The sequence below is a fragment of the Synoicihabitans lomoniglobus genome, assembly GCF_029023725.1.
Taxonomy (GTDB): domain Bacteria; phylum Verrucomicrobiota; class Verrucomicrobiia; order Opitutales; family Opitutaceae; genus Actomonas; species Actomonas lomonigloba.
The window spans coordinates 3,076,415-3,096,523 of record NZ_CP119075.1; the positions used below are offsets into that span (position 1 = coordinate 3,076,415).

General features: G+C 62.3%; 18 protein-coding genes. 11 read left to right on the top strand and 7 right to left on the bottom strand.

The window, feature by feature from the left end; genetic code table 11:
* Positions 1 to 64 precede the first annotated feature (64 nt).
* The 3 genes from PXH66_RS12095 to PXH66_RS12105 all read left to right on the top strand — a co-directional run bounded on the left by PXH66_RS12095 (position 65) and on the right by PXH66_RS12105 (position 3,617).
* Positions 65 to 964 (top strand): SMP-30/gluconolactonase/LRE family protein, encoded by a 900-nt coding sequence (locus PXH66_RS12095; protein WP_330932011.1) that lies wholly within the window; start codon positions 65 to 67, stop codon positions 962 to 964.
* Positions 965 to 1,092: 128 nt separating this feature from the next.
* Positions 1,093 to 2,931: a hypothetical protein gene (locus PXH66_RS12100; protein ID WP_330931751.1), complete on the top strand. Its 1,839-nt coding sequence runs from the start codon at positions 1,093 to 1,095 to the stop codon at positions 2,929 to 2,931.
* A gap of 284 nt (positions 2,932 to 3,215) precedes the next feature.
* Positions 3,216 to 3,617 (top strand): DUF3224 domain-containing protein, encoded by a 402-nt coding sequence (locus tag PXH66_RS12105; protein WP_330931752.1) that lies wholly within the window; start codon positions 3,216 to 3,218, stop codon positions 3,615 to 3,617.
* A gap of 13 nt (positions 3,618 to 3,630) precedes the next feature.
* Here PXH66_RS12105 and PXH66_RS12110 read toward each other — a convergent pair whose 3' ends face one another.
* The 3 genes from PXH66_RS12110 to PXH66_RS12120 all read right to left on the bottom strand — a co-directional run bounded on the left by PXH66_RS12110 (position 3,631) and on the right by PXH66_RS12120 (position 6,779).
* A complete protein-coding gene (locus tag PXH66_RS12110; protein ID WP_330931753.1) occupies positions 3,631 to 4,701 on the bottom strand; it encodes a hypothetical protein in 1,071 nt (356 codons plus the stop codon).
* Between the two features lie 219 nt (positions 4,702 to 4,920).
* A complete protein-coding gene (locus PXH66_RS12115) occupies positions 4,921 to 5,697 on the bottom strand; it encodes a LytR/AlgR family response regulator transcription factor (protein WP_330931754.1) in 777 nt (258 codons plus the stop codon).
* A complete protein-coding gene (locus PXH66_RS12120) occupies positions 5,694 to 6,779 on the bottom strand; it encodes a sensor histidine kinase (protein ID WP_330931755.1) in 1,086 nt (361 codons plus the stop codon). The genes PXH66_RS12115 and PXH66_RS12120 overlap by 4 nt, the downstream gene beginning before the upstream one ends.
* Before the next feature lie 161 nt (positions 6,780 to 6,940).
* Here PXH66_RS12120 and PXH66_RS12125 point away from each other — a divergent pair, with 161 nt between their 5' ends.
* Positions 6,941 to 8,578 carry a CRTAC1 family protein gene (locus PXH66_RS12125; protein ID WP_330931756.1) on the top strand — a complete coding sequence of 546 codons (1,638 nt, stop codon included), beginning with the start codon at positions 6,941 to 6,943 and terminating at the stop codon, positions 8,576 to 8,578.
* Here PXH66_RS12125 and PXH66_RS12130 read toward each other — a convergent pair.
* Genes PXH66_RS12130 through PXH66_RS12140 form a run of 3 tightly spaced genes read right to left on the bottom strand, consistent with a single transcriptional unit; the run spans position 8,559 to position 12,264 of the window.
* Entirely contained in the window at positions 8,559 to 10,496 is a 1,938-nt protein-coding gene (locus PXH66_RS12130) for a heavy metal translocating P-type ATPase (protein WP_330931757.1), read from the bottom strand. The two genes, PXH66_RS12125 and PXH66_RS12130, sit on opposite strands and share 20 nt — an antisense overlap.
* Positions 10,493 to 11,404 (bottom strand): hypothetical protein, encoded by a 912-nt coding sequence (locus PXH66_RS12135; RefSeq protein WP_330931758.1) that lies wholly within the window; start codon positions 11,402 to 11,404, stop codon positions 10,493 to 10,495. Before PXH66_RS12135 ends, PXH66_RS12130 begins: the two co-directional genes overlap by 4 nt.
* On the bottom strand, positions 11,401 to 12,264 hold the full coding sequence (locus tag PXH66_RS12140; RefSeq protein ID WP_330932013.1) for an SCO family protein: 864 nt from the start codon (positions 12,262 to 12,264) through the stop codon (positions 11,401 to 11,403). Before PXH66_RS12140 ends, PXH66_RS12135 begins: the two co-directional genes overlap by 4 nt.
* Positions 12,265 to 12,389: 125 nt before the next feature.
* Here PXH66_RS12140 and PXH66_RS12145 point away from each other — a divergent pair, with 125 nt between their 5' ends.
* The 3 genes from PXH66_RS12145 to PXH66_RS12155 are packed head-to-tail and all read left to right on the top strand — an operon-like array spanning position 12,390 to position 14,718.
* Complete coding sequence (locus tag PXH66_RS12145; RefSeq protein WP_330931760.1) at positions 12,390 to 13,364, top strand: COX15/CtaA family protein; 975 nt, start codon at positions 12,390 to 12,392, stop codon at positions 13,362 to 13,364.
* The gene (gene cyoE, locus PXH66_RS12150) at positions 13,361 to 14,269 is read left to right on the top strand and encodes a heme o synthase (RefSeq protein ID WP_330931761.1); all 909 of its coding nucleotides are present in this window, start codon (positions 13,361 to 13,363) and stop codon (positions 14,267 to 14,269) included. Before PXH66_RS12145 ends, cyoE begins: the two co-directional genes overlap by 4 nt.
* Positions 14,266 to 14,718, top strand: a complete 453-nt coding sequence (locus PXH66_RS12155) for a DUF420 domain-containing protein (protein WP_330931762.1) — start codon at positions 14,266 to 14,268, stop codon at positions 14,716 to 14,718. The genes cyoE and PXH66_RS12155 overlap by 4 nt, the downstream gene beginning before the upstream one ends.
* A gap of 80 nt (positions 14,719 to 14,798) precedes the next feature.
* Here the strand turns inward: PXH66_RS12155 and PXH66_RS12160 are convergent, their stop codons facing one another.
* The gene (locus PXH66_RS12160; protein ID WP_330931763.1) at positions 14,799 to 15,272 is read right to left on the bottom strand and encodes a plastocyanin/azurin family copper-binding protein; all 474 of its coding nucleotides are present in this window, start codon (positions 15,270 to 15,272) and stop codon (positions 14,799 to 14,801) included.
* Between the two features lie 199 nt (positions 15,273 to 15,471).
* On the opposite strand from PXH66_RS12160, the gene coxB reads away from it, so the two are divergent.
* From coxB to PXH66_RS12180, 4 genes are read left to right on the top strand one after another with little or no spacing between them, the layout of a single operon-like run.
* Complete coding sequence (coxB, locus tag PXH66_RS12165) at positions 15,472 to 16,773, top strand: cytochrome c oxidase subunit II (RefSeq protein ID WP_330931764.1); 1,302 nt, start codon at positions 15,472 to 15,474, stop codon at positions 16,771 to 16,773.
* Positions 16,774 to 16,795: 22 nt separating this feature from the next.
* Positions 16,796 to 18,802, top strand: a complete 2,007-nt coding sequence (ctaD, locus tag PXH66_RS12170; protein WP_330931765.1) for a cytochrome c oxidase subunit I — start codon at positions 16,796 to 16,798, stop codon at positions 18,800 to 18,802.
* 24 nt (positions 18,803 to 18,826) lie between these two features.
* A complete protein-coding gene (locus tag PXH66_RS12175) occupies positions 18,827 to 19,681 on the top strand; it encodes a cytochrome c oxidase subunit 3 (RefSeq protein WP_330931766.1) in 855 nt (284 codons plus the stop codon).
* Positions 19,678 to 20,043 carry a cytochrome C oxidase subunit IV family protein gene (locus PXH66_RS12180; RefSeq protein ID WP_330931767.1) on the top strand — a complete coding sequence of 122 codons (366 nt, stop codon included), beginning with the start codon at positions 19,678 to 19,680 and terminating at the stop codon, positions 20,041 to 20,043. Before PXH66_RS12175 ends, PXH66_RS12180 begins: the two co-directional genes overlap by 4 nt.
* The last annotated feature ends 66 nt before the right edge of the window (positions 20,044 to 20,109 follow it).

Consider the following 20,109-nt stretch of genomic DNA (forward strand, 5'->3'; position numbering starts at 1 on the left):
GTTTACCTTAACGTCAAACTCGGCGAAGCTTTCTCCCTCCCCGTCGCCCCGCCATGCCATGACCATGCGTCGCCTCGTCCTACCCCTCCTGCTCGCCTCGCTCACCTTCACCGCTCGGGCCGATATCCGCACGTTGGACGTCGGGCGCAATCCCGAGAGCGTTACGCGCGGCTTCGGCGGCGACTACTTCGTCACCATCATGGGTGAGCGCGGCTCCCATCCCGATGCCGCCACCGACGGCGAGATCCGCCGGGTCTCTCCCTCCGGACGAGTCCGCGTGTTTTCGCGCGGCGGACTCGCCGAACCCAAGGGCATTGTGTTCACCGGCGAAGCGCTCGTCACCGCCGACGGTAAAAACGTGTGGAAGATCGCCGCCGACGGCTCCAAGACCCTGCTCGCCGGTCTGGATCAGTTTCCCGAGCCTCCGGTTTATCTCAACGACGTCGCCAACGACCCCCGCGGCGAAGGCGTTTACGTGACCGACATGAACAACAGTGGTGAACTCTTCGCCACCGGCAGCTTTGCACCGCTCGACGATGCCGGAATTCTGGCGCGCAAACCTCATGGCCGGGTCTACCACATCGCCTGGAACGGCACCGTGACCCTCGCGCTCGGCGACTCTCCGCTCATGCGTTACCCCAACGGTGTGTTCGTCGAACCCGACGGCCGTATCCTCGCAACTTCGTTTTGGTTGGGCCACGTGGTCGCCGGGTATCCGGGCGAAGCCCCACAGGTGATCGCCACCGGCTACCGCTCGGGCGACGGCGTCGAGATCGACGACCACGGCAATCTCTACGTGCTCGAGGTCCTCTCCGGAAAAATCTGGCAACTCCCGCCCCATGGTCGCGCGCCCCGTCTCCTGCACACCGCCCAGTCCGCCGCCGACCACTACCTCGATCGCGACTCCAACACCCTGGTGGTGCCCGACAGCAAAGCCGGACAGTTGGTCTTTATCGATCTTTAGCGCCCGAAGGCGGCCGCGCTCAAACGCGAGAGTCACATCACCACTGACGCCACGGGGGACGGCCGCATAACGTCGCCGTCCAGCGACCGGCGACCTCCGCCGGTCCCTCCGTCCAACCCCACCTCGTGATGTCATTTCTCCGTTTCGCTCGATTCGCCGCCGGGCTCGTCTCCGGCGCCACCCTGCTCACCGCCTACGACAATTTTGAAGTCGCCGTCTACACACGGGCCTACGAGGTCCGGCAGATGGCCGATCCCGCGTGGCTCGAAAGTCATTGGGGGGCCATCTCCTCCGAACTGCACATCGACAAAGTCTACCTCGAGACTCATCGCGATCTCATCATCGTGGATGCTGCCACGCTGGAAGCCGCCAAGGCATTTTTCGCGGCACGCGGAATCGAGACCGCCGGGGGCATCACCTTCACCATCGATGAACCCAATCGCTTCGAAACCTTCTCGTATTCAAATCCTGAACACCGCGCCAAGGTTCAAGAGATCGTCGAACACACCGCCCGCCACTTCGACGAGATCATTCTCGACGACTTCTTTTTCACGTCCACGAAGTCGACCCACGATATCGCGGCCAAAGGGGACCGCACCTGGACCGACTACCGGCTCGATGTCATGGCCGAAGCCGGCCAGCACCTTGTGGTCGATGCCGCCCGAGCGATCAATCCCCGGGCCCGGGTAATCATCAAGTATCCGAATTGGTATGACCATTTTTCCGCCTTGGGTTTCGACCTGCAGCGGGGACCGCAGATTTTTGACGGCGTGCACTCCGGCACTGAAACCCGCAACGCCGTAACATCGGCGCAGCACCTCCAGCCCTACCTGAGCTACAACATCATTCGCTATTTCGAAAACCTGGCCCCCGGCCGCAATGGCGGCGGTTGGGTCGATATTTTCGCATCCTCCACGACCGACCGTTACGCTGAACAACTCGAACTCACCCTGCTGGCGAAAGCGCGCGAAATCGCCCTGTTCCAGTTCGACATCATCGCCAATCCCATCACGCCCGCCATGCGCGGCGCCTGGCAGGATCAAAGCACCAGTTTCGACTACGACGCGTTGCCCGCCGGGGCCAACTTTGCCACCGTCGCCGGACAAACCTTTGCCGCCGTGGATCGAGTGCTGGGCGCGTTGGGTGAGCCTATTGGCCTGCAGTCTTACAAGCCGTTTCACTCCACCCAGGAGGCTTTCCTGCAAAACTTCCTCGGCATGGCCGGTCTGCCGATGGACATCGTTCCCACTTTCCCCACCGCCGAACCGATCGTGCTGCTCACGGCTCAGGCTGCCCAGGATCCGGCCATCGTGGAAAAAATCACCACCCACCTCACTGCCGGGAAAACCGTCGTCATCACCTCGGGGTTGTTGCGCGAATTGCAGGATCGCGGCCTGCAGCACATCGCCGAATTGGAGCATTCCGGCCGGGTCGCCCTGGTCCACGACTACACCGCGGGCCGCCGACTGGTTCACGGGGAAAAACCCATTCTGATTCCTCAAATCACCTATCGCACCAATGACTCCTGGGAATTGGTTTCCGGCATCGACGGTCCCAACGGCTGGCCCCTGCTGCACGACGCCGACTACCTCGACGGTCAGCTCCAAATTCTGACCATTCCGGAAAACTTCGCCGATTTCTCCGCGATCGCGCCGGAGGCGCTCGACCTCATTCGCGCCCAGCTCACCGCCCACCTGCCCGTCCGTCTCGAAGGTCCCGGTAAAATCAGTCTGTTCGTCTACGACAACGGCACATTCGTGGTGCAATCCTTTCGCGACGAACCCGCGGATGTCGCGGTGGTGGTCGATCTCGTCCATGCTCAGATCGAGGACATCGTTTCCGGCGAACACCTATCCGGCGAGGTGCGCATGGCGTTCCGGCGGTGGGATCAGCCGCCGACCCCGGACAAACATGCCATGGCGTTCTCCATCGCACCGCACTCCTATCGCGCGTTTCGTCTCAAGTGACCGGCGTAAAACGATCACGCGCTGTTTCCGACCCATTTCGAAAACAGCGCGTGTTTGATTTCGTGAACCAACCTTGATGCGAAAGCAGTCAACCGCCGGGACTTCCGCGAGGAAAGCCCGCCGGGACCAATTGCCGCGAGTCCGTGGTCAATCGCGCTGAAGAAGAGGCACCGGCTGCCCCGCGATCCCGCTCGCCATCCCCATCTCCACGGCAAAACGTGCCTCTCACCATGCGCGCCCTCGCTCTTCTCATCTTTCTTTCCTCCTTATTCCCTGCCCTCGCCATGTCCGCTACTGCTCACGGTTCGTTCGACGTCAATTTAACGCCTGCTGCGCCCGCCGCCGGTGAGCCCGCCGAGATCGCCCGCCTCGTCCTCGACAAAACATTTTCAGGTGACCTGACCGGCACCAGCCAAGGCCAAATGCTGGCAATTCGCACCGCCACCGAGGGTTCCGCCGGTTACGTCGCGATGGAAATCGTCACCGCTGAACTCGCCGGGAAATCCGGCACCTTTGCCCTGCAACACACCGGCACAATAAACCGCGGCGCGGCCTCGCTCAGCGTCACGGTGGTGCCCGACTCCGCGACCGGCGAGCTCACCGGCTTGTCCGGCACCATGAACATTGACATCACGGCGGAGGGACATCGCTACACCTTCGATTACACGTTGCCCGCGAGCTCGTAATGCCCGGGCAGGATCAGAATCGGTAGCTTACGCTGCTGATGATCGAGTAGTCGGCAAACGCGGCGTCGCCCACGCGCCACACTCCCGTCGCGGCCGTTCGTTGTTTGTCGGGCACGCTTTGCTGCCGATTCCGCTGGATCGCCACCGGCACATAAATGCGGGCGTTCCACCGGCCGTGGTTGAGGGCCAGCCCGGGCTCGATCGCCACGGCGTAACCGGGGCGACGAAACCCCGTGCTCCCACCGACTACATCGTGCACCGGCACCCCTTCGACCCGCAGCGCCAGACTGCCGACCAAGCCCTGCCGGGCGGCCAGCACATACTCGCAACCGATTCGCGCCGAATAACTGTCGGCGATCGACATTTCCGCTTCCCATTCGCTCGAACGGAAGGTCGGAACCCCGCTGCGTTCTTCCGGCGTGACGGCATACAGTCCGCTGACAAATCCCGTCAATCCCGCGCCCAGGCGGCGGTAGGCAAAGGCGGAAAACACCACCGCGTGGCCGCCGTCGCCCGGTTGGATGGACTGGTCGACCGTGCGCTCTTCTTGGTAAAACTCTCCCGTGGCGGCATCGCGCGCCGTGAAGAAATCCGTCGCCGCTTTTTCTCCGGTTGGCAGCTCCCAACCAATGCCCAGCAGGACATTTCCCCGTGGCGCATCCGCCGGATTCCACACCCACCCCCGACCTTCGATGCGCACGTCGCCCATTCCGGCGGACTCGGTTTGGTAACGCAAAATCGGCACGCGGTTTTCGTCCCGCACGGTTTGCGAACGACGGTGCGAAACAAAGGGCAGCGTCACCGATGCGCTGTAACGCGCCGAAACCGTGTAATTGATACCGACGTCGAGAAAGTGCGACCGGTTGATCACCTCGCTGCCTTCTTCCTGCCGTTCGGGTTCCTCGTGAATACCCCGAAAATGACGATCCGAGGTGAACCAGCGATGCCCCACCGACAGTTCCCAAGGGCTCCGCGTGGCGAGTTCCATGGCGTCCATGTGCTCGAGATGCTCCAGCAGGCCGCATCCGCGCGCCGCCACGCACCCTTGGGCTCCCGCCCGCGACACCGCGAGAACGGCGAACATTATGATAGCGACCAGCGACATTGGCGAACGCCGCAAGGCAAGATATGAGGTAACAAGGGGCATGGCGGTGCATTGCCCGGGTGGTGACCGACAGAAAAGATCGCAGGGACTTGCTGCCGCAATTGCGGGGCCAAGTGTCGCAAAAACGCCGCGAACTCGGGAGCACCATCCCGAGAACTTCGCCGTCACTCCGCATATCCTGCGGTCCGCGCGCTCCCCTTAGTCGCTCGTCGGACCGAACAACGTGTTGAGTTTGCCCCGCAAACTACGACTCAGCGGCAGGCGGGCCCCGTCTCGCAGCAGAATCGTGTAATCACCATGCGCGCCTGGTTGCAGTTCTTTGATCTGGTCCAGTTGCACGAGCGCCGAGCGGTTGACGCGCACGAATTGTTTCACCCCGAGCCGACGCTCCACCGCCGTCATCGTATCCCGCACCATGTGGCGCGGGCCCGACTCGAGGTGCAATACCACATAGTTGTCCGCCGCCTCGACCCAGGCGATTTCCGCCGGACGCAAAAACACCACCTTGCCGTCGACCTTGAACGTGAGGCGATCCGGACGAATTTCCTGCTGGGCGACCTTGGCGAGTAGCGCTTCCAGCTTCTCTTCCGTCTCCGCGCCGTGGCGGGCCTGCAGGAAGGTTTCCGCCCGGCGCAGTGCCTGCTGGAACCGTTCCCGATCAAACGGCTTCAGCAAATAATCCACCGCCTCCTGATCAAACGCCTCAAGCGCGAACTGATCATGGGCCGTGGCAAAGATGACCGCGGGACGATCCGCGGCCGGAAGTTCCGCCAACACTTCCAGCCCGGTGGCGCCCGGCATTTCCACATCCAAAAACAACAGATCCACGCCTCCGGCATGCAGCTGCGACAACGCCTCCGCGCCGCTGCCGCACTCGCCCACAATTTCCACCATCGACTCCGCGTCACACAGACGTCGGAGCCGTTCGCGCGCCAGCGGTTCATCATCAACGATCAGAGTTCGCATCGATTTCATGTCGAAGGGGGTAATACGATCCGCACTTCCAAGCCGCCACCAGGCCGATTGGTCAATGCAAACTCATGGCTCTCGCCGTAGAGTTCCTGCAAACGCGCGCGGGTATTGCCCACTCCGATACCTTCGCGCGAGAACCCACCGGCGGGCATGCCACCGCCATTGTCGGCCACGATGAGTTCCAATCGCTCACCCGCGCGCCGTGCAATCACATCGATGTGACCGTCCCGCGTCTGCGGCTCCACCCCGTGGCGGATGGCATTTTCCACCAGCGGCTGCAGCACCAGACTCGGCACCGGCCATTCGCGCACGTCCGGATCGACCGTCACCGTCACGGTGAATCGATCGCGAAACCGGATACGCTCGATGTCCAAATACTTTTCGATGAAGGCAACTTCGTCCCGCAGCACCGTGAGCGGCTGCCCCGACTGGTTCATGGTCAGCCGCAGCAGTTCGCTCAACCGCACCAACATCTTGTCCGCCGCATCCACATCGCTGTGCATGAGCGAGGCGATGCCGTTGAGCGTATTGAACAAGAAGTGTGGCTTGAGCTGTCGCAACAACGCCTGCAAGCGCGCCTCGGCCAGATGCTTTTCCAACTCCAACGCATGCACCGTGCGCTCGTGATATTTGCGGTAGTAATCGAGCGCGTGACTGGCCGCGAACACCACGCCGTAAATCAACAGGTTAAATGGATACGTCTTTACCAGCAGCGGTTGAAACACCTCTCCAAAACTCACCGGCTCCTCAATCACCCAACCGTGCACCTGCCCCACCCACGCCCGCAGCACGACGTAAACGAGTGAAATCACCAGCGCCGCGCCCAGATGGATAAAACCCGTGCGCCACGGCCGGGACTCGTCCGGGGGAAACCGGCGCGCCAACATCACAATCGGCAGCGACAACACCGCCCATACATACCAGTCGCCCAGCGAATAACTGATCGCCTCCCCCCACGACACCGAGCGACCGACCAACGAACTCGACAAATAAAACTGACTCGCGAACGCCAACCCCACCAGCGTCCACAACACCACCACCCCGGTGAAACGAAGGAAGGATCGTGAACCACTCGACGAATGCATCGGCAGGCAGTAGTTTTGCAGAAGGAAACAAAGGCAACAAAGACCTGACACCTGCTTCCGTCCGCGATTTCTGCTTCCTTCGTTCTCGTCGTTCCCTTCTGTAAATTAAAACAGTGCCCCCCAGCCGGTCAGCCCCCCTCCCTCCCGTCAGCGCCGCACGCTTGCCTTCGCTACTCCCCGTAGTGGGGCTGCTGGTCGGTGCCGCCGTGGTGCTGGGTCTGGCGTTCGCGTGGTGGTTTCCGGCTCCGGACCTGAACCAGGTCGGCCCGACCACGCGGTTCACCGACGTCACCGCCGCTGCCGGCCTCACCTTCACTCATCGCCACGGCTCCGGCCATTCCCCCACCACCCTCGGCGGTGGCGTGGCCGCGTTCGACTACGACCAGGATGGCTGGACCGACCTGCTCTTTGTCAATGGGTCCCCGTGGCCGTGGTCCAACAATGCCTGGCAATCTCCCGGCACCAGCGCCCTGTATCATAATAACGGCGACGGTTCCTTCACCGACGTCACCGCCGCCGCCGGGCTCGATTTTTTGGCCAACGGCATGAGTCCCGCCATCGGCGACTACGATGCGGACGGCTGGCCCGACATCTTCATCACCGCCATCGGTGAAAACCGCCTCTTCCGCAATCACGGCGACGGCACATTTCATGAGACGACCAACGTCGCCGGCGTGGCCGGGGAAAACAACACGTGGAGCACCGCCGCCGTCTGGCTCGATTTCGATCACGACGGACAGCTCGACCTCATCGTCGCGCACTACGCACGCTGGCCGGGTGAACTCGGCCTGGCCGCCGCGTTTTCCGTGGCTCAAGTCGGTCGTTCCTACGGCGCCCCCGTCGGTTTCGTCGGCGTCGATCCCACCGTGTATCGCAACTTGGGCGACGGTCGGTTTGGCGTCGTGCGCGATCCGATCGGACTCCGGCACCTCGACGTCAATACCGGGCGCCCCACCGCCAAAACTCTGGCGCTGCGCACGCTCGACGCCAACAACGACGGCCACCTCGACCTGCACTTCACCTATCACACCGCGCCCGACGCCTGGTTCCTCGCCGAACCGGACGGAACCTTCACCCCGTGGAACCCGACCAGCGAACCCCGCCGCGAGGGTCTGGCCGCCACCATCACCGCCCCCGGTGCTCTCCCCTTGGCCAGCTTGAGCGATGATACCTTCCTCCAACTCGCGCCCGCTCCCGAAATAATCCTCCCTCCCTCGCTGGATCTTACGGCCAAACTCGGCGGCAGGCTACTCGACACCGACAACGACGGATACACCGAGTTTTTCGCCGCCGGCGGCCTGGCCGAACACGACACCAACATCTTTCCCGACGACTACGAGCCCGGCCGTTTCGCGCACGCGCCACAACTGTGGTGGCGCGAACAATCCTCGTGGACGCCTGCCGCGCAGATGCCGTCCCTTACCGCCCGCGGCATGGCCACCCTCGACTTCGATGGCGACGGTGATCTCGACATCGCCATCGCGCAAAATGCCGGTCCCGCCAAACTCCTGCGCAACGACCAACGCATGTCGCTTCCGTGGTTGGCCCTCAAACTCATCGCCACCCGTTCCCATCCCGATGCGTCCGGTGCCCGCATTGAGTTGCACACGCCCCGACGCATTTTTGTGCGCACGGTGGCTCCCGCCACGAGCTACATGGCGCAATCCGAGTCGACGGTGCGCTTCGGGCTCGGCACCGATTCCCGCATCAGACGCATCGTCATTCGCTGGCCTTCGGGTCAACGGCAGGAACTCAAGTCCGCCGAACTGAATACCACCCTCACCGTCCGGGAGCCTTAAACGTCGCGGCAGCACGCGCGACCCCGCGCAACGACCGCACGCCCACCGCCAGACTCGATCCCACCATGAGCAGCGCCGCCACCACGGGATGCAGCCATCCGGCGGCGGCGAGCATCATGCCCCCGGCATTGTAACTCGCCGCGAAGCGCAGATTGCCATGAATGCCCCGTCGCACCGCTCGCGACAAACGCACCGCCTGCGGCAACACCCGCAGGTCATCGCCCAGCATTGTCGCCATGGCCGACGCCCGCACCAGATCCGCGCCGCCGCGAATCGCGATCGAACCCGCCGCGATCGACATTGCGCCGGCATCGTTCACGCCGTCGCCCACCAGCACCACGGTGCGTCCGCCAGCGATCAACTCCCGCACCCGCGCCGTTTTCTCGGCCGGCGTCAGTCCCGACTTCACCGGCACCGTCAATCCCGCCGGCGGATGGGCGTCTCCGGTCAACACTTCGACCGCGACGCCCAGAGCCGCCAGCTCCGTCAACGCCTCGTTCATTCCCTCGCGCCAACGTTCGCCCAGTTCGATCCACGCAGCCAGCCGGCCGTCGACCGAGACATACACACGCTTCCCGGGATCAGCCGACACTTCGTCCGTAAAGCCGTGCAACGCCCACTCCCCGACGCGAACCTCCCGCCCCTCCACCGTCACCACCACGCCCGCTCCCGCCTCCACGCGCCGCTCCGCGGCCGCTCCGCGAGTGTAACCATTATGGTTACACTCGCGAGTTAGTGCCTGGGCGACGGGATGTTGCAGGTCGGACTCGGCGGCGAGGACCGCGGCGCGCAGCCAGGGTTCCCGCGCTCGCCAGGCGGGTGCGGTGTGCCAGGCCGTGACGACCATGGCGGACTCCGATAGCGTCCCGGTTTTATCGATACACAGCGTGTCGGCCCGACTCAGCGCGTCGAGGATGTCCCCAGTGCCGGCAACCATGCCGAGCTTGGCCAGCTGGGCCAATCCGCTCCAGACCGCGATCGGTGTGGCCAGACCCATCGCGCAGGGACACGCCACCAGCAGGACGGCCATGGCATGAAACAGCGCTTCATGCCATGGACTGCGCGCGATCCAGAACGCAAAGGTCGCAACACTCACGCCCATGACGACGGGCAGAAACCAACGCATCAAGCGATCGGCCTGCGCCTGCAACTGACTCGGGGCCAACCGCGCCTGTTCGACTGCGCTCAGGATCGTATCCAACCGACGCGGCCCGGCCAATGGCGCGATTTCCAGATCTCCATCGACGGCGTGCGTGCCGGCCAACACGGCATCGCCTGGTCCCCGCGAAACCGGCCGCCATTCGCCCGTCATCGAGGTTTCCGTCACATAGCTGCGGCCATCCACAATGGTGCCATCAACACCGATGGCTTCACCGGGCGCAACCAACACCCGGTCGTCCGTCGTCACCTCGGTAACGGTTTTTTGAATACTTTCTCCCTCGCGCCCTCGAACGCGCACCTGGGCGAACTCCCGGCGCGTGCGATCGACCGCCGACAGGGCTGTGAGCCGACTCCGCGCGGCGATCATTTTGCCGACCGTGTGCACCGCGATGAGCACAGCGACGACTTCATAATAAATCGCCCCGGTGCGCGTGAACGTGCTCACGAGCGATCCGGCGAACGCGCCGGTGAGCGTAACCAGAAACAGGAGATCAATGCTGATTTTTCGCTGCCGCAGCGCCGCCATCGCTCCGCGCCCGAGGTCGCCGCCGAGAAATACGAGCACGCCCAGCGCCGCCGCCATGGAGCCGCCGTGCACCACCCAATAACCGACGCCGTCGGCCGGAGTGACATTGACCGCGAGCCCAAACACCATCGCCTGCCCGGCCACCGCCATGCCAATGCCGATACGCAACCAGCCACGCGCCACGAGCCGCTCGTCCGCCTGCAGGCCGGGATCGGCGGCGGTTTCGTTCATGGCTCCACTTCGAACCAGAACGGCACGAACGTCTCGGTGCCATCAAGGACGAGTTGCGCCCAAATCACGTAAAGCCCGGGATCAGGAATAGTGACTTGAAAGTGCAGATCGGGCTCGGCCGCACTCGGCGGTTGCGCGAGGTCGGTTTCAAGCGGATGCAGGTGGGCGAATCCGCTGCGTTCGCGGTCGAACGCCACGAGGTGGGCAAACGCGCCCATGACTTCACCCAGAGCGATGTCGGCTCCGTCGGCCGCCCGAATGGCAAACGTAAGACGGGTCGTCTCCCGCGCTCGCACGGGCAGCGCGTCGGGCCGGAGTTCGAAGCGGAAACTCCCGACTTCGGCCGTCCAATTGGTGATGATCGGATTGACCGCAACGTCCCCCGGCACGGTGAGTTCAGCGCTGGCGTAGAGGCCGCGGGCCGTCGCGGCGGGAGTGAAGTCAGCAAAGATGCGATACGCGCCGGCCAAGCGGGGCGCGAAGCTTACCGTCCATTCACCGGCGGTGGCGGTTGGTTCGGGATGCACGTGCTGGTAATCCCGCAAGGTCGGGTCAACGACCATGACGTGCAGCTTGCGCGTGTGGGCGACGAGCAGATCGACGGGGCCGATCGGTTTGCCGGATGAGGTCGCGAGACGCAGCGTGAATGTCTTCATCGCCCCGGTCGCGACGGACGCCGGACTGATTTCGAAAATCACCGGTGAACGCGCCGTGGTGACCGGCAGAAATTGCGGCGCGGCGGGATCGCAAAACTCGAGCACGTTGTCGCCCTCGAGACGGAAGTCGCCGTGACTCAGATTCGTGCCGGTCGGCAACCAGCGAAACACCGCGAACACGGCGACGGCCCCAAGCGTCAGCCCGATGAGCTGACGCCGTTGGCCAGGTGAAAGTGGAGCGGCGGCACTCATCGCACGATCTTGCGGACGAATTGCGTGACGTCCCATTGGCTGCCGTCCGCGCGATCGATGATGCGGCCTTTTTCATCGATGAGCAGCGTCGCGAGCGTGTGCGAAATCAGCGGACCTTCCACCTCGGCCAGCACGCCCAGTTGACGGAGCAGGTCTTTGATCGCGCTCTCCGGACCGGTGAGAAAACTGAAGTTGGTCGTATCGATGCCCCGAACCTCGGCGTAATCGCGCAACACGCCTGGCGTGTCGAACTCGGGGTCGAAGGTGATGGAGATCAACTCGAGCCGGTCGCTCTTGCCGGCTTCGGCCACGGCGGATTGCACGGCCATCATGTTGATGGTGGCGGCGGGACACATGGTGGCGATCGGGCAGCGGGTGTAGATGAAGTTGAGCAGCACCTTTTTACCGCGAAAGCGGGAGACATCGACGACCGCGCCAGTTTGATCGTAGAGGGCAAAATCGGGCAGGTTTTCACCAACGGAGCGGTAGGCGTTGCGACCACGAATGGTGGTGTCCTCGCGCAACGCGGCGGCGGCGGCGGTCACTTGTGATGCGGCCAGCGCGTCGACTTTCCAAATGTGAGCGAGGCGAAACGTGCCGTCGGTGTCCTCGATGAGACGAGCGCGGATGCGTTCGCCGGCGACGGCGTTGGCGAGATCACCGGGGCCGGCGTGGAATTCCATGACCATGGCGGGCATGTAGTCGGGGATCTCGTCGTGGTCGACCAGCAGCGTGCCACGTTCGGCATCGACCTTGATAATCTGCCCCGTGACCGGGCGTCCGGGCACCTCGAGTTTGGCGTCTTCCTTGGTGGCGGGCCGACATCCGACGGTCAATGCAACCGCCAGCAGGGCGGTCACGGTGAGTAAACGAGCGAGATTGAATGGCATCCGCATAGAGGCACCGATTCTCCGGAGGTTAGATTTGTCAAAGGGAATGAGGATCGTAGGGTGGCCGATTCTTTCGCTAGAATCCATCGCCGTTAATGCCTGCAGCCACCACTATCACCACTCGAACTTCCGACTATCAGCCTGGCTTGGCTTGGTTTGCCACGATCGGCAGCGTGTGGGTGTTTGTGCTCGTGATGCTGGGCGCCTTCACCACCAGCATCGGCGCGGGCATGATTTTCGAGGACTGGCCGTTGTCCAATGGATCGCTCAATCCGGAAGGCTGGCTGACGGACATCATGATGTTTGCCGAGCATTCGCACCGGCTGAGCGCCGGCATGATGTCGATCATCACGATCGCGATCTGGCTGGCGGTGCGACGGTGGGAAGCGCGGGCGTGGGTGCGTAAAGTTGCGCTGGGCGCGGTGGTGCTGGTCTTTGCGCAGGCGCTGGTGGGCGGATTGCGCGTGCTGTTGGACCCCATCATTCTCGATTTCGTGAGCGTGGGCCGTCTTTTTGCCATGCTGCACGCGATCTTGGCGCAGGTGTATATCTGCACCCTGCTGGCCATTGCGCTGGGACTTTCGCGCATGTGGATCGCGAGCCAGTCGCTGGGTGCCAGCATGGCGGTCCGGCGTCTGGGCAAGTGGTGTTGCGCGCTGTTGCTGCTGCAACTGGCGATCGCGGCGGTGATGCGCCATAGTTACGCGGGCATGGCGATTCCGTCGTTTCCGCTGAGCTCCCCCGAAGGAGATCTGTTGCCGCCGTTGTGGAATTTTCGCGTCGGCATTCACTTTGCCCACCGCGTCATGGCGGTCGTGCTCACGGTGGCATTGGTGCGATTTGCCATCAGCGTGTGGCGCGACCATGAAGCGCATGCGGGCTACAAGGCGGCGGCGGCTGGCGTGATCGTGCTGCTGGTGGGGCAAATCGTCCTCGGCGCTTCGGTGATCTGGATGAGCCGCAATCCCTACGTGACGACCGGCCACGTGCTGTGCGGGGCGCTGCTGTTGGCGCTGACTTTTGCCATGACCATGTGGGCCAATCACACGGGAGAAAAGACGTCCGCATGAGCGATCCCGCGACGACGTCCGCAGCGGATGCCACGCCCCCGCAGGGCGGCTGGGGCGACTACTTGGAGTTGACCAAGCCACGCTTGAGCATGCTTTCCGTGATCACGGCGATGGTGGGCTACCTCGTGGTCGATGCACCGTGGGCGTGGGGACACTTCCTCGCGACGATGATCGGCACCTCGGCCTGCGCGGGCGGCGTGGCGGCGCTCAACCAGTGGATGGAACGCGACACCGACGCCAAAATGGACCGCACCTCGGATCGCCCGATTCCGTCGGGCAAAGTCCCCGATGGCGCCGCCTTCGTGCTCGGCTGGGGCCTGTGCATGAGCGGACTCGCCCTGCTTTTTTCGTTCGCGAGCGCGTTGGCCGCGACCTTCGCGCTGGCCACGATCATCACGTATCTGGCGTGGTATACCCCGGCCAAGCGCTGGTCGCGCTGGAGCACGGAAATCGGCGCGATCGCCGGAGCGTTCCCGCCCTTGATCGGTTACGCTGCCGCGCACGGCGGCGTGGAGGCGCTTGGCTGGGTATTGTTCGGCATTTTGGCGCTGTGGCAGATTCCGCACTTCATGGCCATCGCCTGGACTTATCGGGAAGACTACGGTCGGGTTGATTTTCCGATGCTTCCGGTGCGCGATCGCAGCGGACGCAGCGTGGCGCTGTGGTCGTTGGTCAATACCGTGGCGCTGATTGTGGTGTGCCTGCTTCCCAGCCTGTGGGGCGATGCGACGTGGATCTATGGCAGTGTGACGCTGGCGTTGGGAGTGTGGTTCCTGATCCGGGCGATCGCTTTCACGCGAGTCGAAGGTCGGGACCAGTCGGCCCGTAAACTGTTTTTTGCTTCAATTATTTGGCTTCCGCTGCAACTGGGGGCCTTGGTTGTCGACCGCTTGTTTTTGTTATGACGCTTCACGATATTCCCGCGCTTAACGCGACTTTGAATGGGCTCGCCACCGTGCTGATGACGGCCGGGTTCATTTTCATCAAATCCGGCAACAAGGACGCGCATCGCAAGATGATGCTGTCGGCCGGCGCGGTATCGGCACTGTTTCTGGTCGGCTACGTGACGCACAAAGTGCTGAAAGGCATGGCGGTGGGAGCCGGTGAGGCGGTGCACACCAAGTTCGGCGGTGAAGGGCCCATCGCGATCGTTTATTACGTGATGTTGATCACGCACATCATCCTCGCGATCTCGATCGGCTACCTCGTGCCGCGCACGTTTCTCCTCGCGATCAAGGGTGAGTTCGAGCGCCACAAGGCATGGGCGCGGTGGGTATTTCCCATCTGGTATTACGTCAGCGTGACAGGGGTATTGGTCTATTTCTTCCTCTACCGTTGGTGGCCCAGCGCCTGAGGCCCTCGCGGGTGCAAAAAAGCCGCCCCGCGAGACGCAGGACGGCTGATAAAAGCGGAAAAGGTTGATGCGAAGCGTTCTTACGGAGCGCTGACCACGATCGTGCCGCGCATACCGGCCATGAAGTGGGCGGGGAAGCTGCAGAGGAACACGTAGTTACCCGGCTCGCTGGGCACGGTGAAGGTTATGGTGTCGCTCTCGCCCGGTCCGAGCAACTTGGTGTGGGCCACAATACTGTCGGTCATGGCGGCCGGGATGTATTCGGCATCGCGCGCCATCATGGCCGCGTTGGCAAATTTGGCAGCGTTGGCGTCCTTGGTCAGAACCACCAAGTTGTGCCCCATTGCGGCTTTGGGCAGTTTCCCGGTGTTTTCGAGAGTAATGGCGATCGTGGTGCCCGCGACGGCTTCGATCTTGGTGACATCAAAACGCATGGTGTCACCGGCTTTGACCGTGACGGATTGATCGGGCTCGGCTGCGATCGCGGCACCGGAAACCGCAAAAATCAGGGCAACTCCGGCGATCAGGGCTGAAAAGCGGGGAAAGGACTTCATAATCGTGACGGAAATCACCCGCGCGCGAACCGCCAGCGAAATCGAATGCCGCCTGGACGTATGCAGCCAGCTTCACGAATCGATAAGCGTGATCACCTTATCGGTGTTCGGCCGATATAAGGGCTTGAAATGCCCCGTGCCTTGGGGACGCTTTCTCACTCTCCGTGCCCTCTCGCCCGGAACGTGTTTTAAAGTTCTCATGAGTTCCTCCGCTTCTTCTGGCAATCCCGCCCGACGTGTCCTTCCCGCGTTGCTCGTTGCCCTGCTGCCTTTCATTTGCGGCGGGTGGCTCGACGGGCCCCAATCCACCTTTGATACCAAGGGTCCTGTCGCCGAGTCACAGCTCCAAGTGTTCTACGTCACTTTGTGGGTTACGGGTATTTTGTTCGTCATCGTCGCAGCCGTGCTGGCCTACGCTACGCTCAAGTTCAAGGCGCGCAGCTCCGACGACGAGCACGCCGAACCGCCGCCCCAAGGTCACGGTAACCCCTTCGTGGAGATCGGTTTGATTGTCGGATCCATTCTCGCGCTGGTCGTCATCGCGGTGCCCACACTCAAGGCAATTTGGTTCACCTATGAGGTGCCGGAAGAGGAACGCGCCGACGCCTACCAAATCACGGCCACGGGCTACCAATGGTGGTTTAAATTCACCTATGAAGACGAAATGACTCCTCAGCCGTTCGGCGGTGAGGCCCCGTTGGTGACCGCCAACGAGCTTGTCATCCCGGCCGGCCGCGCTGTTCACATCGAGCTGCGCACCGTCGACGTGATTCACTCGTTTTGGGTCCCTAAGCTCGCGGGTAAGGTCGACATGATGCCCAACCGCGGCAACCACCTCTGGCTCAAGGCCGACGAGCCCGGTTACTTCTGGGGACAATGTGCCGAATACTGCGGCGAATCCCATGCCGTCATGCGTTTCCGGGTGATCGCGCTGGCCGAGGACGATTTCAACAACTGGCTCACCAACCAAAAGCTGCCCGCCCGCGAAGTCGCCGTGCCGGAAGGTGCCACCGCTCCAACCACGTTTGCCTCTTACGGTGAGTTCGAAGTCAACCAACCCGGCTGGACCGAGGAATTCGACGCCGATCCGTTCGGCCGCTGGCAGGCCCAACAGATTCCCGCTGCCGACGAAGACCCCGCGCTCATCGCCGCGGGACGCCAATACTTCATGGAAAACCGCTGCGCCGGTTGCCACACCGTCCGCGGCCATGACGGCATGGGCGTCATCGGCCCCGACCTCACCCGCATCGGTTCCCGCACCACGGTCGCCGCCGGCTTGTTGGAAAACAGCCCCGAAAATCTCTACCGCTGGATCACCGAGCCCAACCACGTGAAACCCGGCAACTTCATGTATAACACCCGGAAAGTCACGCCGGGCGGCATGGTCGTTATGCCCGGCTACGTCATGAACGATCCCGAAACCGGCGATCCGATCACCGATATCGAAATCACTCCGGAAGAGGCCCACGCGCTCGTGGCCTACCTGCACAGCTTAAAGTAATCGGCCTCTCACCTTACTCGACATGGACCAATCCATTCCCAAGAACGACTTTATCGGCCACGAGGAGCACGCGCCCGCCGCCAAGCGCTCCTTCCTGTTTGCCCGCCCCGACCACAAAACCGGCATCGTGAGCTGGCTCACCACGGTCGACCACAAGCGCATCGGGTTTCTCTACGGCATCACGTCGCTGTTTTTCTTTCTCGTCGGTGGGGCCGAGGCGTTGCTGATCCGCACGCAGCTCGCCTTCCCGAACAGCACGTTCCTCACGGCGCAGACTTACAACGAGATGTTCACGATGCACGCGACGACGATGATCTTCCTCGCCGTCATGCCGCTCTCGGCCGCGTTCTTCAATTACATCATGCCGCTCCAGATCGGAGCGCGCGACGTGGCGTTTCCCCGACTTAATGGTTTCGCCTACTGGGTGTTCCTCGCGGGTGCGATCATCCTCAACGTGGGTTTTATCGCCAAGTCCGGCCTGCCCGACGTGGGCTGGTTCGGCTACGCGCCCATGACGGCCAAAGCATTTTCCAGTGAATTCGTCGGCGACATGTCGACGGACCTGTGGGTCATGGGCCTGCAGGTGCTGGGTGTTTCCTCCATCATCGGTTCGCTCAACTTCCTCGTCACCATCATCAACATGCGGGCGCCCGGACTCACCATGATGCGCCTGCCGGTGTTTACGTGGATGACGCTCTTCACCGCCTTCTTGATCATCCTGTCCTTCCCCGCCATCACGATCGCGTTGGTCGAGGTCATGATGGACCGTAACTTCGGCACCCACTTCTTCGAGGTGTCGGGCGGCGGTCTACCCATTCTGTGGCAGCACTTGTTCTGGGTATTTGGTCACCCGGAAGTTTACATTCTCATTCTGCCGGCCATGGGCGTGATTTCCGAGATCCTGCCCTGCTTCGCCCGCAAGCCCCTGTTCGGTTATCCGATCGTGGTGTTTTCGGGCGCGGTCATCGGTTTCCTCGGTTTCGGTGTGTGGTCTCACCACATGTTCACCACCGGCATGGGCACCGTCGCCACCGCCGCGTTCGCGTTGGCTACGATGGCCATCGCGGTGCCGACCGGCGTCAAGATCTTCAACTGGATCGGCACGCTCTGGAAGGGACACCTCATGATGCGCACGCCCATGATGTTCGCCCTCGGTTTCGTTTGGATGTTCATGTTCGGCGGTTTCTCCGGCATCATGCACTCCGCTGCACCGGCCGACGCCCAACAGCAGGATTCCTACTTCGTCGTGGCTCACTTCCACTACGTGTTGATCGGCGGTTCCATCTTCGCGCTGCTCGCCGGCATTCACTACTGGTTCCCGCTGATGTTCGGTCGCAAGGTGTCCGAGTTCTGGGGCAAACTCTCCTTCTGGGTGATCTTTGCCGGCTTCAACATCACCTTCTTCCCGATGCACTTCCTCGGGTTGAACGGCATGCCCCGACGCACCTTCACCTACGACGGCAACATGGGTTGGAATTCCGGCAACCTCATCGCCACGATCGGTGCCTTCATCCTCGGCATCGGTATCGCCGTATACTTCGTGGTGATGGTCTACACCTACTTCAAGGGCCAGAAAGTCGGCCGCGATCCTTGGGATGCTCGCACCCTCGAATGGTCGATCCCCAACCCGCCGCCCGCGCACAATTTTGACGTCACCCCCAAGGTGCACGCCCGCGATGCCTTCTGGTATGAGAAGAACAACAAGGCCGAAGTCGAAGCTGAGAAAGCCAAACAAGCAGCTGACGATGAAGCCCACGGCGGCATTCACATGCCCAGTAATTCCTGGTTCCCGATCATCACCGCCGCCGGCTTCTTGATCGGCGCCCTCTTCTTCGCCGGCCACAACACCTTTGACCACACGATGTCCGACCTGCTGGGGAAAGACATTCACGGCTGGGGCGTCATGGGCGCGATCATCGGTGGAGTCATCATGTTCTTCGGCGCTTGGATGTGGTCTGTGGAAGGCCCCGGCGGTTACCATCTTCACCCGACCAAAGCAGACGGCGATGACGCCGCGTCCTCGCACTAAGTCGCAACCTTTACCACCACCGTAATGAGTTCACACGCCGCTGCCGGCCATATCGACCACCACCACGACGCAACCACGACGACGGGGATTCCGCACAAGAAGCTCTTCATGTGGGCATTTCTGGCGTCGGACTGCATGTTCTTCGGTTCGCTGATCGCGACCCATCTGATCTACCGCCTGCATCCGCCGGCGGGCACGCCCGACCCGCGCGATCTCTTCTCCATCGAACTCACCTCAGGTTCGACCTTCATCCTGCTGATGTCGTCGCTGCTGATGGCCCTCGCGGTGAATTCCATCCAAAAGGGTAACGTCGCCACCACCCGCAAGATGCTGATCGGCACGATCATCTTCGGACTGATCTTCCTCGGCGGTCAGGTCTACGAGTTCAACCACTTCGTCCATGTCGGCGGATTGACCCTCAACAGCAGCGTCTTCGGCTCGACCTTCTACACCCTCACCGGCACACACGGCACTCACGTCGCCATCGGTGTGCTCTGGCTGGTGTTGATGTATATCCGCACCTTCAAGCCCGCCGATGAGTCCAATGGTCAGGGCTGGATCCTGAAAGGGGTGTTTCACTTCATCGCCTTCACTGCGCTCACCGTGTTGAGCATGTATACGATCCTCGCTCTGATCCACGTCCTGCAGGAAGGCCACGGCTGGGGTTACTACTTCAGCCACCACTACCTTTCCTTTGGCGGCTCCATCATCCTGCTTGGCGTGCTGTTTGCCTTCGCCCGTCAAAGCGGTCCCGTCGACTTCGGCGAGGCCCAGGCGATCGACGTTGAATCCATGGGCCTTTACTGGCACTTTGTGGACATCGTCTGGATCGTGATTTTCCCCGTCGTTTACCTCCTCGAATATATCGTTCTCGCATGAGTGCCACCGCCGAAGCCACCGACGTTCTCCACCCTTCCGACGAAGGTCACGCTCACGAGGGCAAGTTTCACGTCTTCGTCCAGCTGGCGATGATCCTCGCGATCATCACTGGCATGGAATTGTTGGTGATCTACGTGCCCATGCCGCATTGGTTGATCATCACCTTGTTGATGGGCATGTCGGCCGTGAAGTTCGTCGCCGTTATCTTTATCTTCATGCATCTGAAGTGGGATAAACCATTCTGCACCATCCTGTTCTTCATCGGACTCATTCTGGGGGGTGGCACCCTCGGCGCGTTGTTGTTGATTCACAGTGCCGACGCTTCCGCGCCGGAGGGCCCGGCCTACGAAGAGCTGGGCTAGAGTTCGACTCTGAACATCATCTCCCCCCCCTTGACGAGGCGGCCTCCGGGCCGCCTTTTTGTTGGG

Bases quoted from the DNA above. Each gene is read 5' to 3' on its own strand.
- coxB (WP_330931764.1), top strand. From the start codon at position 15,472: ATGAGTTCCTCCGCTTCTTCTGGCAATCCCGCCCGACGTGTCCTTCCC.
- PXH66_RS12180 (WP_330931767.1), top strand. From the start codon at position 19,678: ATGAGTGCCACCGCCGAAGCCACCGACGTTCTCCACCCTTCCGACGAA.
- ctaD (WP_330931765.1), top strand. From the start codon at position 16,796: ATGGACCAATCCATTCCCAAGAACGACTTTATCGGCCACGAGGAGCAC.
- PXH66_RS12145 (WP_330931760.1), top strand. From the start codon at position 12,390: ATGCCTGCAGCCACCACTATCACCACTCGAACTTCCGACTATCAGCCT.
- PXH66_RS12105 (WP_330931752.1), top strand. From the start codon at position 3,216: ATGTCCGCTACTGCTCACGGTTCGTTCGACGTCAATTTAACGCCTGCT.
- PXH66_RS12095 (WP_330932011.1), top strand. From the start codon at position 65: ATGCGTCGCCTCGTCCTACCCCTCCTGCTCGCCTCGCTCACCTTCACC.
- PXH66_RS12155 (WP_330931762.1), top strand. From the start codon at position 14,266: ATGACGCTTCACGATATTCCCGCGCTTAACGCGACTTTGAATGGGCTC.
- PXH66_RS12130 (WP_330931757.1), bottom strand. From the start codon at position 10,496: ATGAACGAAACCGCCGCCGATCCCGGCCTGCAGGCGGACGAGCGGCTC.
- PXH66_RS12115 (WP_330931754.1), bottom strand. From the start codon at position 5,697: ATGAAATCGATGCGAACTCTGATCGTTGATGATGAACCGCTGGCGCGC.
- PXH66_RS12110 (WP_330931753.1), bottom strand. From the start codon at position 4,701: ATGTTCGCCGTTCTCGCGGTGTCGCGGGCGGGAGCCCAAGGGTGCGTG.
- PXH66_RS12100 (WP_330931751.1), top strand. From the start codon at position 1,093: ATGTCATTTCTCCGTTTCGCTCGATTCGCCGCCGGGCTCGTCTCCGGC.
- cyoE (WP_330931761.1), top strand. From the start codon at position 13,361: ATGAGCGATCCCGCGACGACGTCCGCAGCGGATGCCACGCCCCCGCAG.
- PXH66_RS12175 (WP_330931766.1), top strand. From the start codon at position 18,827: ATGAGTTCACACGCCGCTGCCGGCCATATCGACCACCACCACGACGCA.
- PXH66_RS12135 (WP_330931758.1), bottom strand. From the start codon at position 11,404: ATGAGTGCCGCCGCTCCACTTTCACCTGGCCAACGGCGTCAGCTCATC.
- PXH66_RS12120 (WP_330931755.1), bottom strand. From the start codon at position 6,779: ATGCATTCGTCGAGTGGTTCACGATCCTTCCTTCGTTTCACCGGGGTG.
- PXH66_RS12160 (WP_330931763.1), bottom strand. From the start codon at position 15,272: ATGAAGTCCTTTCCCCGCTTTTCAGCCCTGATCGCCGGAGTTGCCCTG.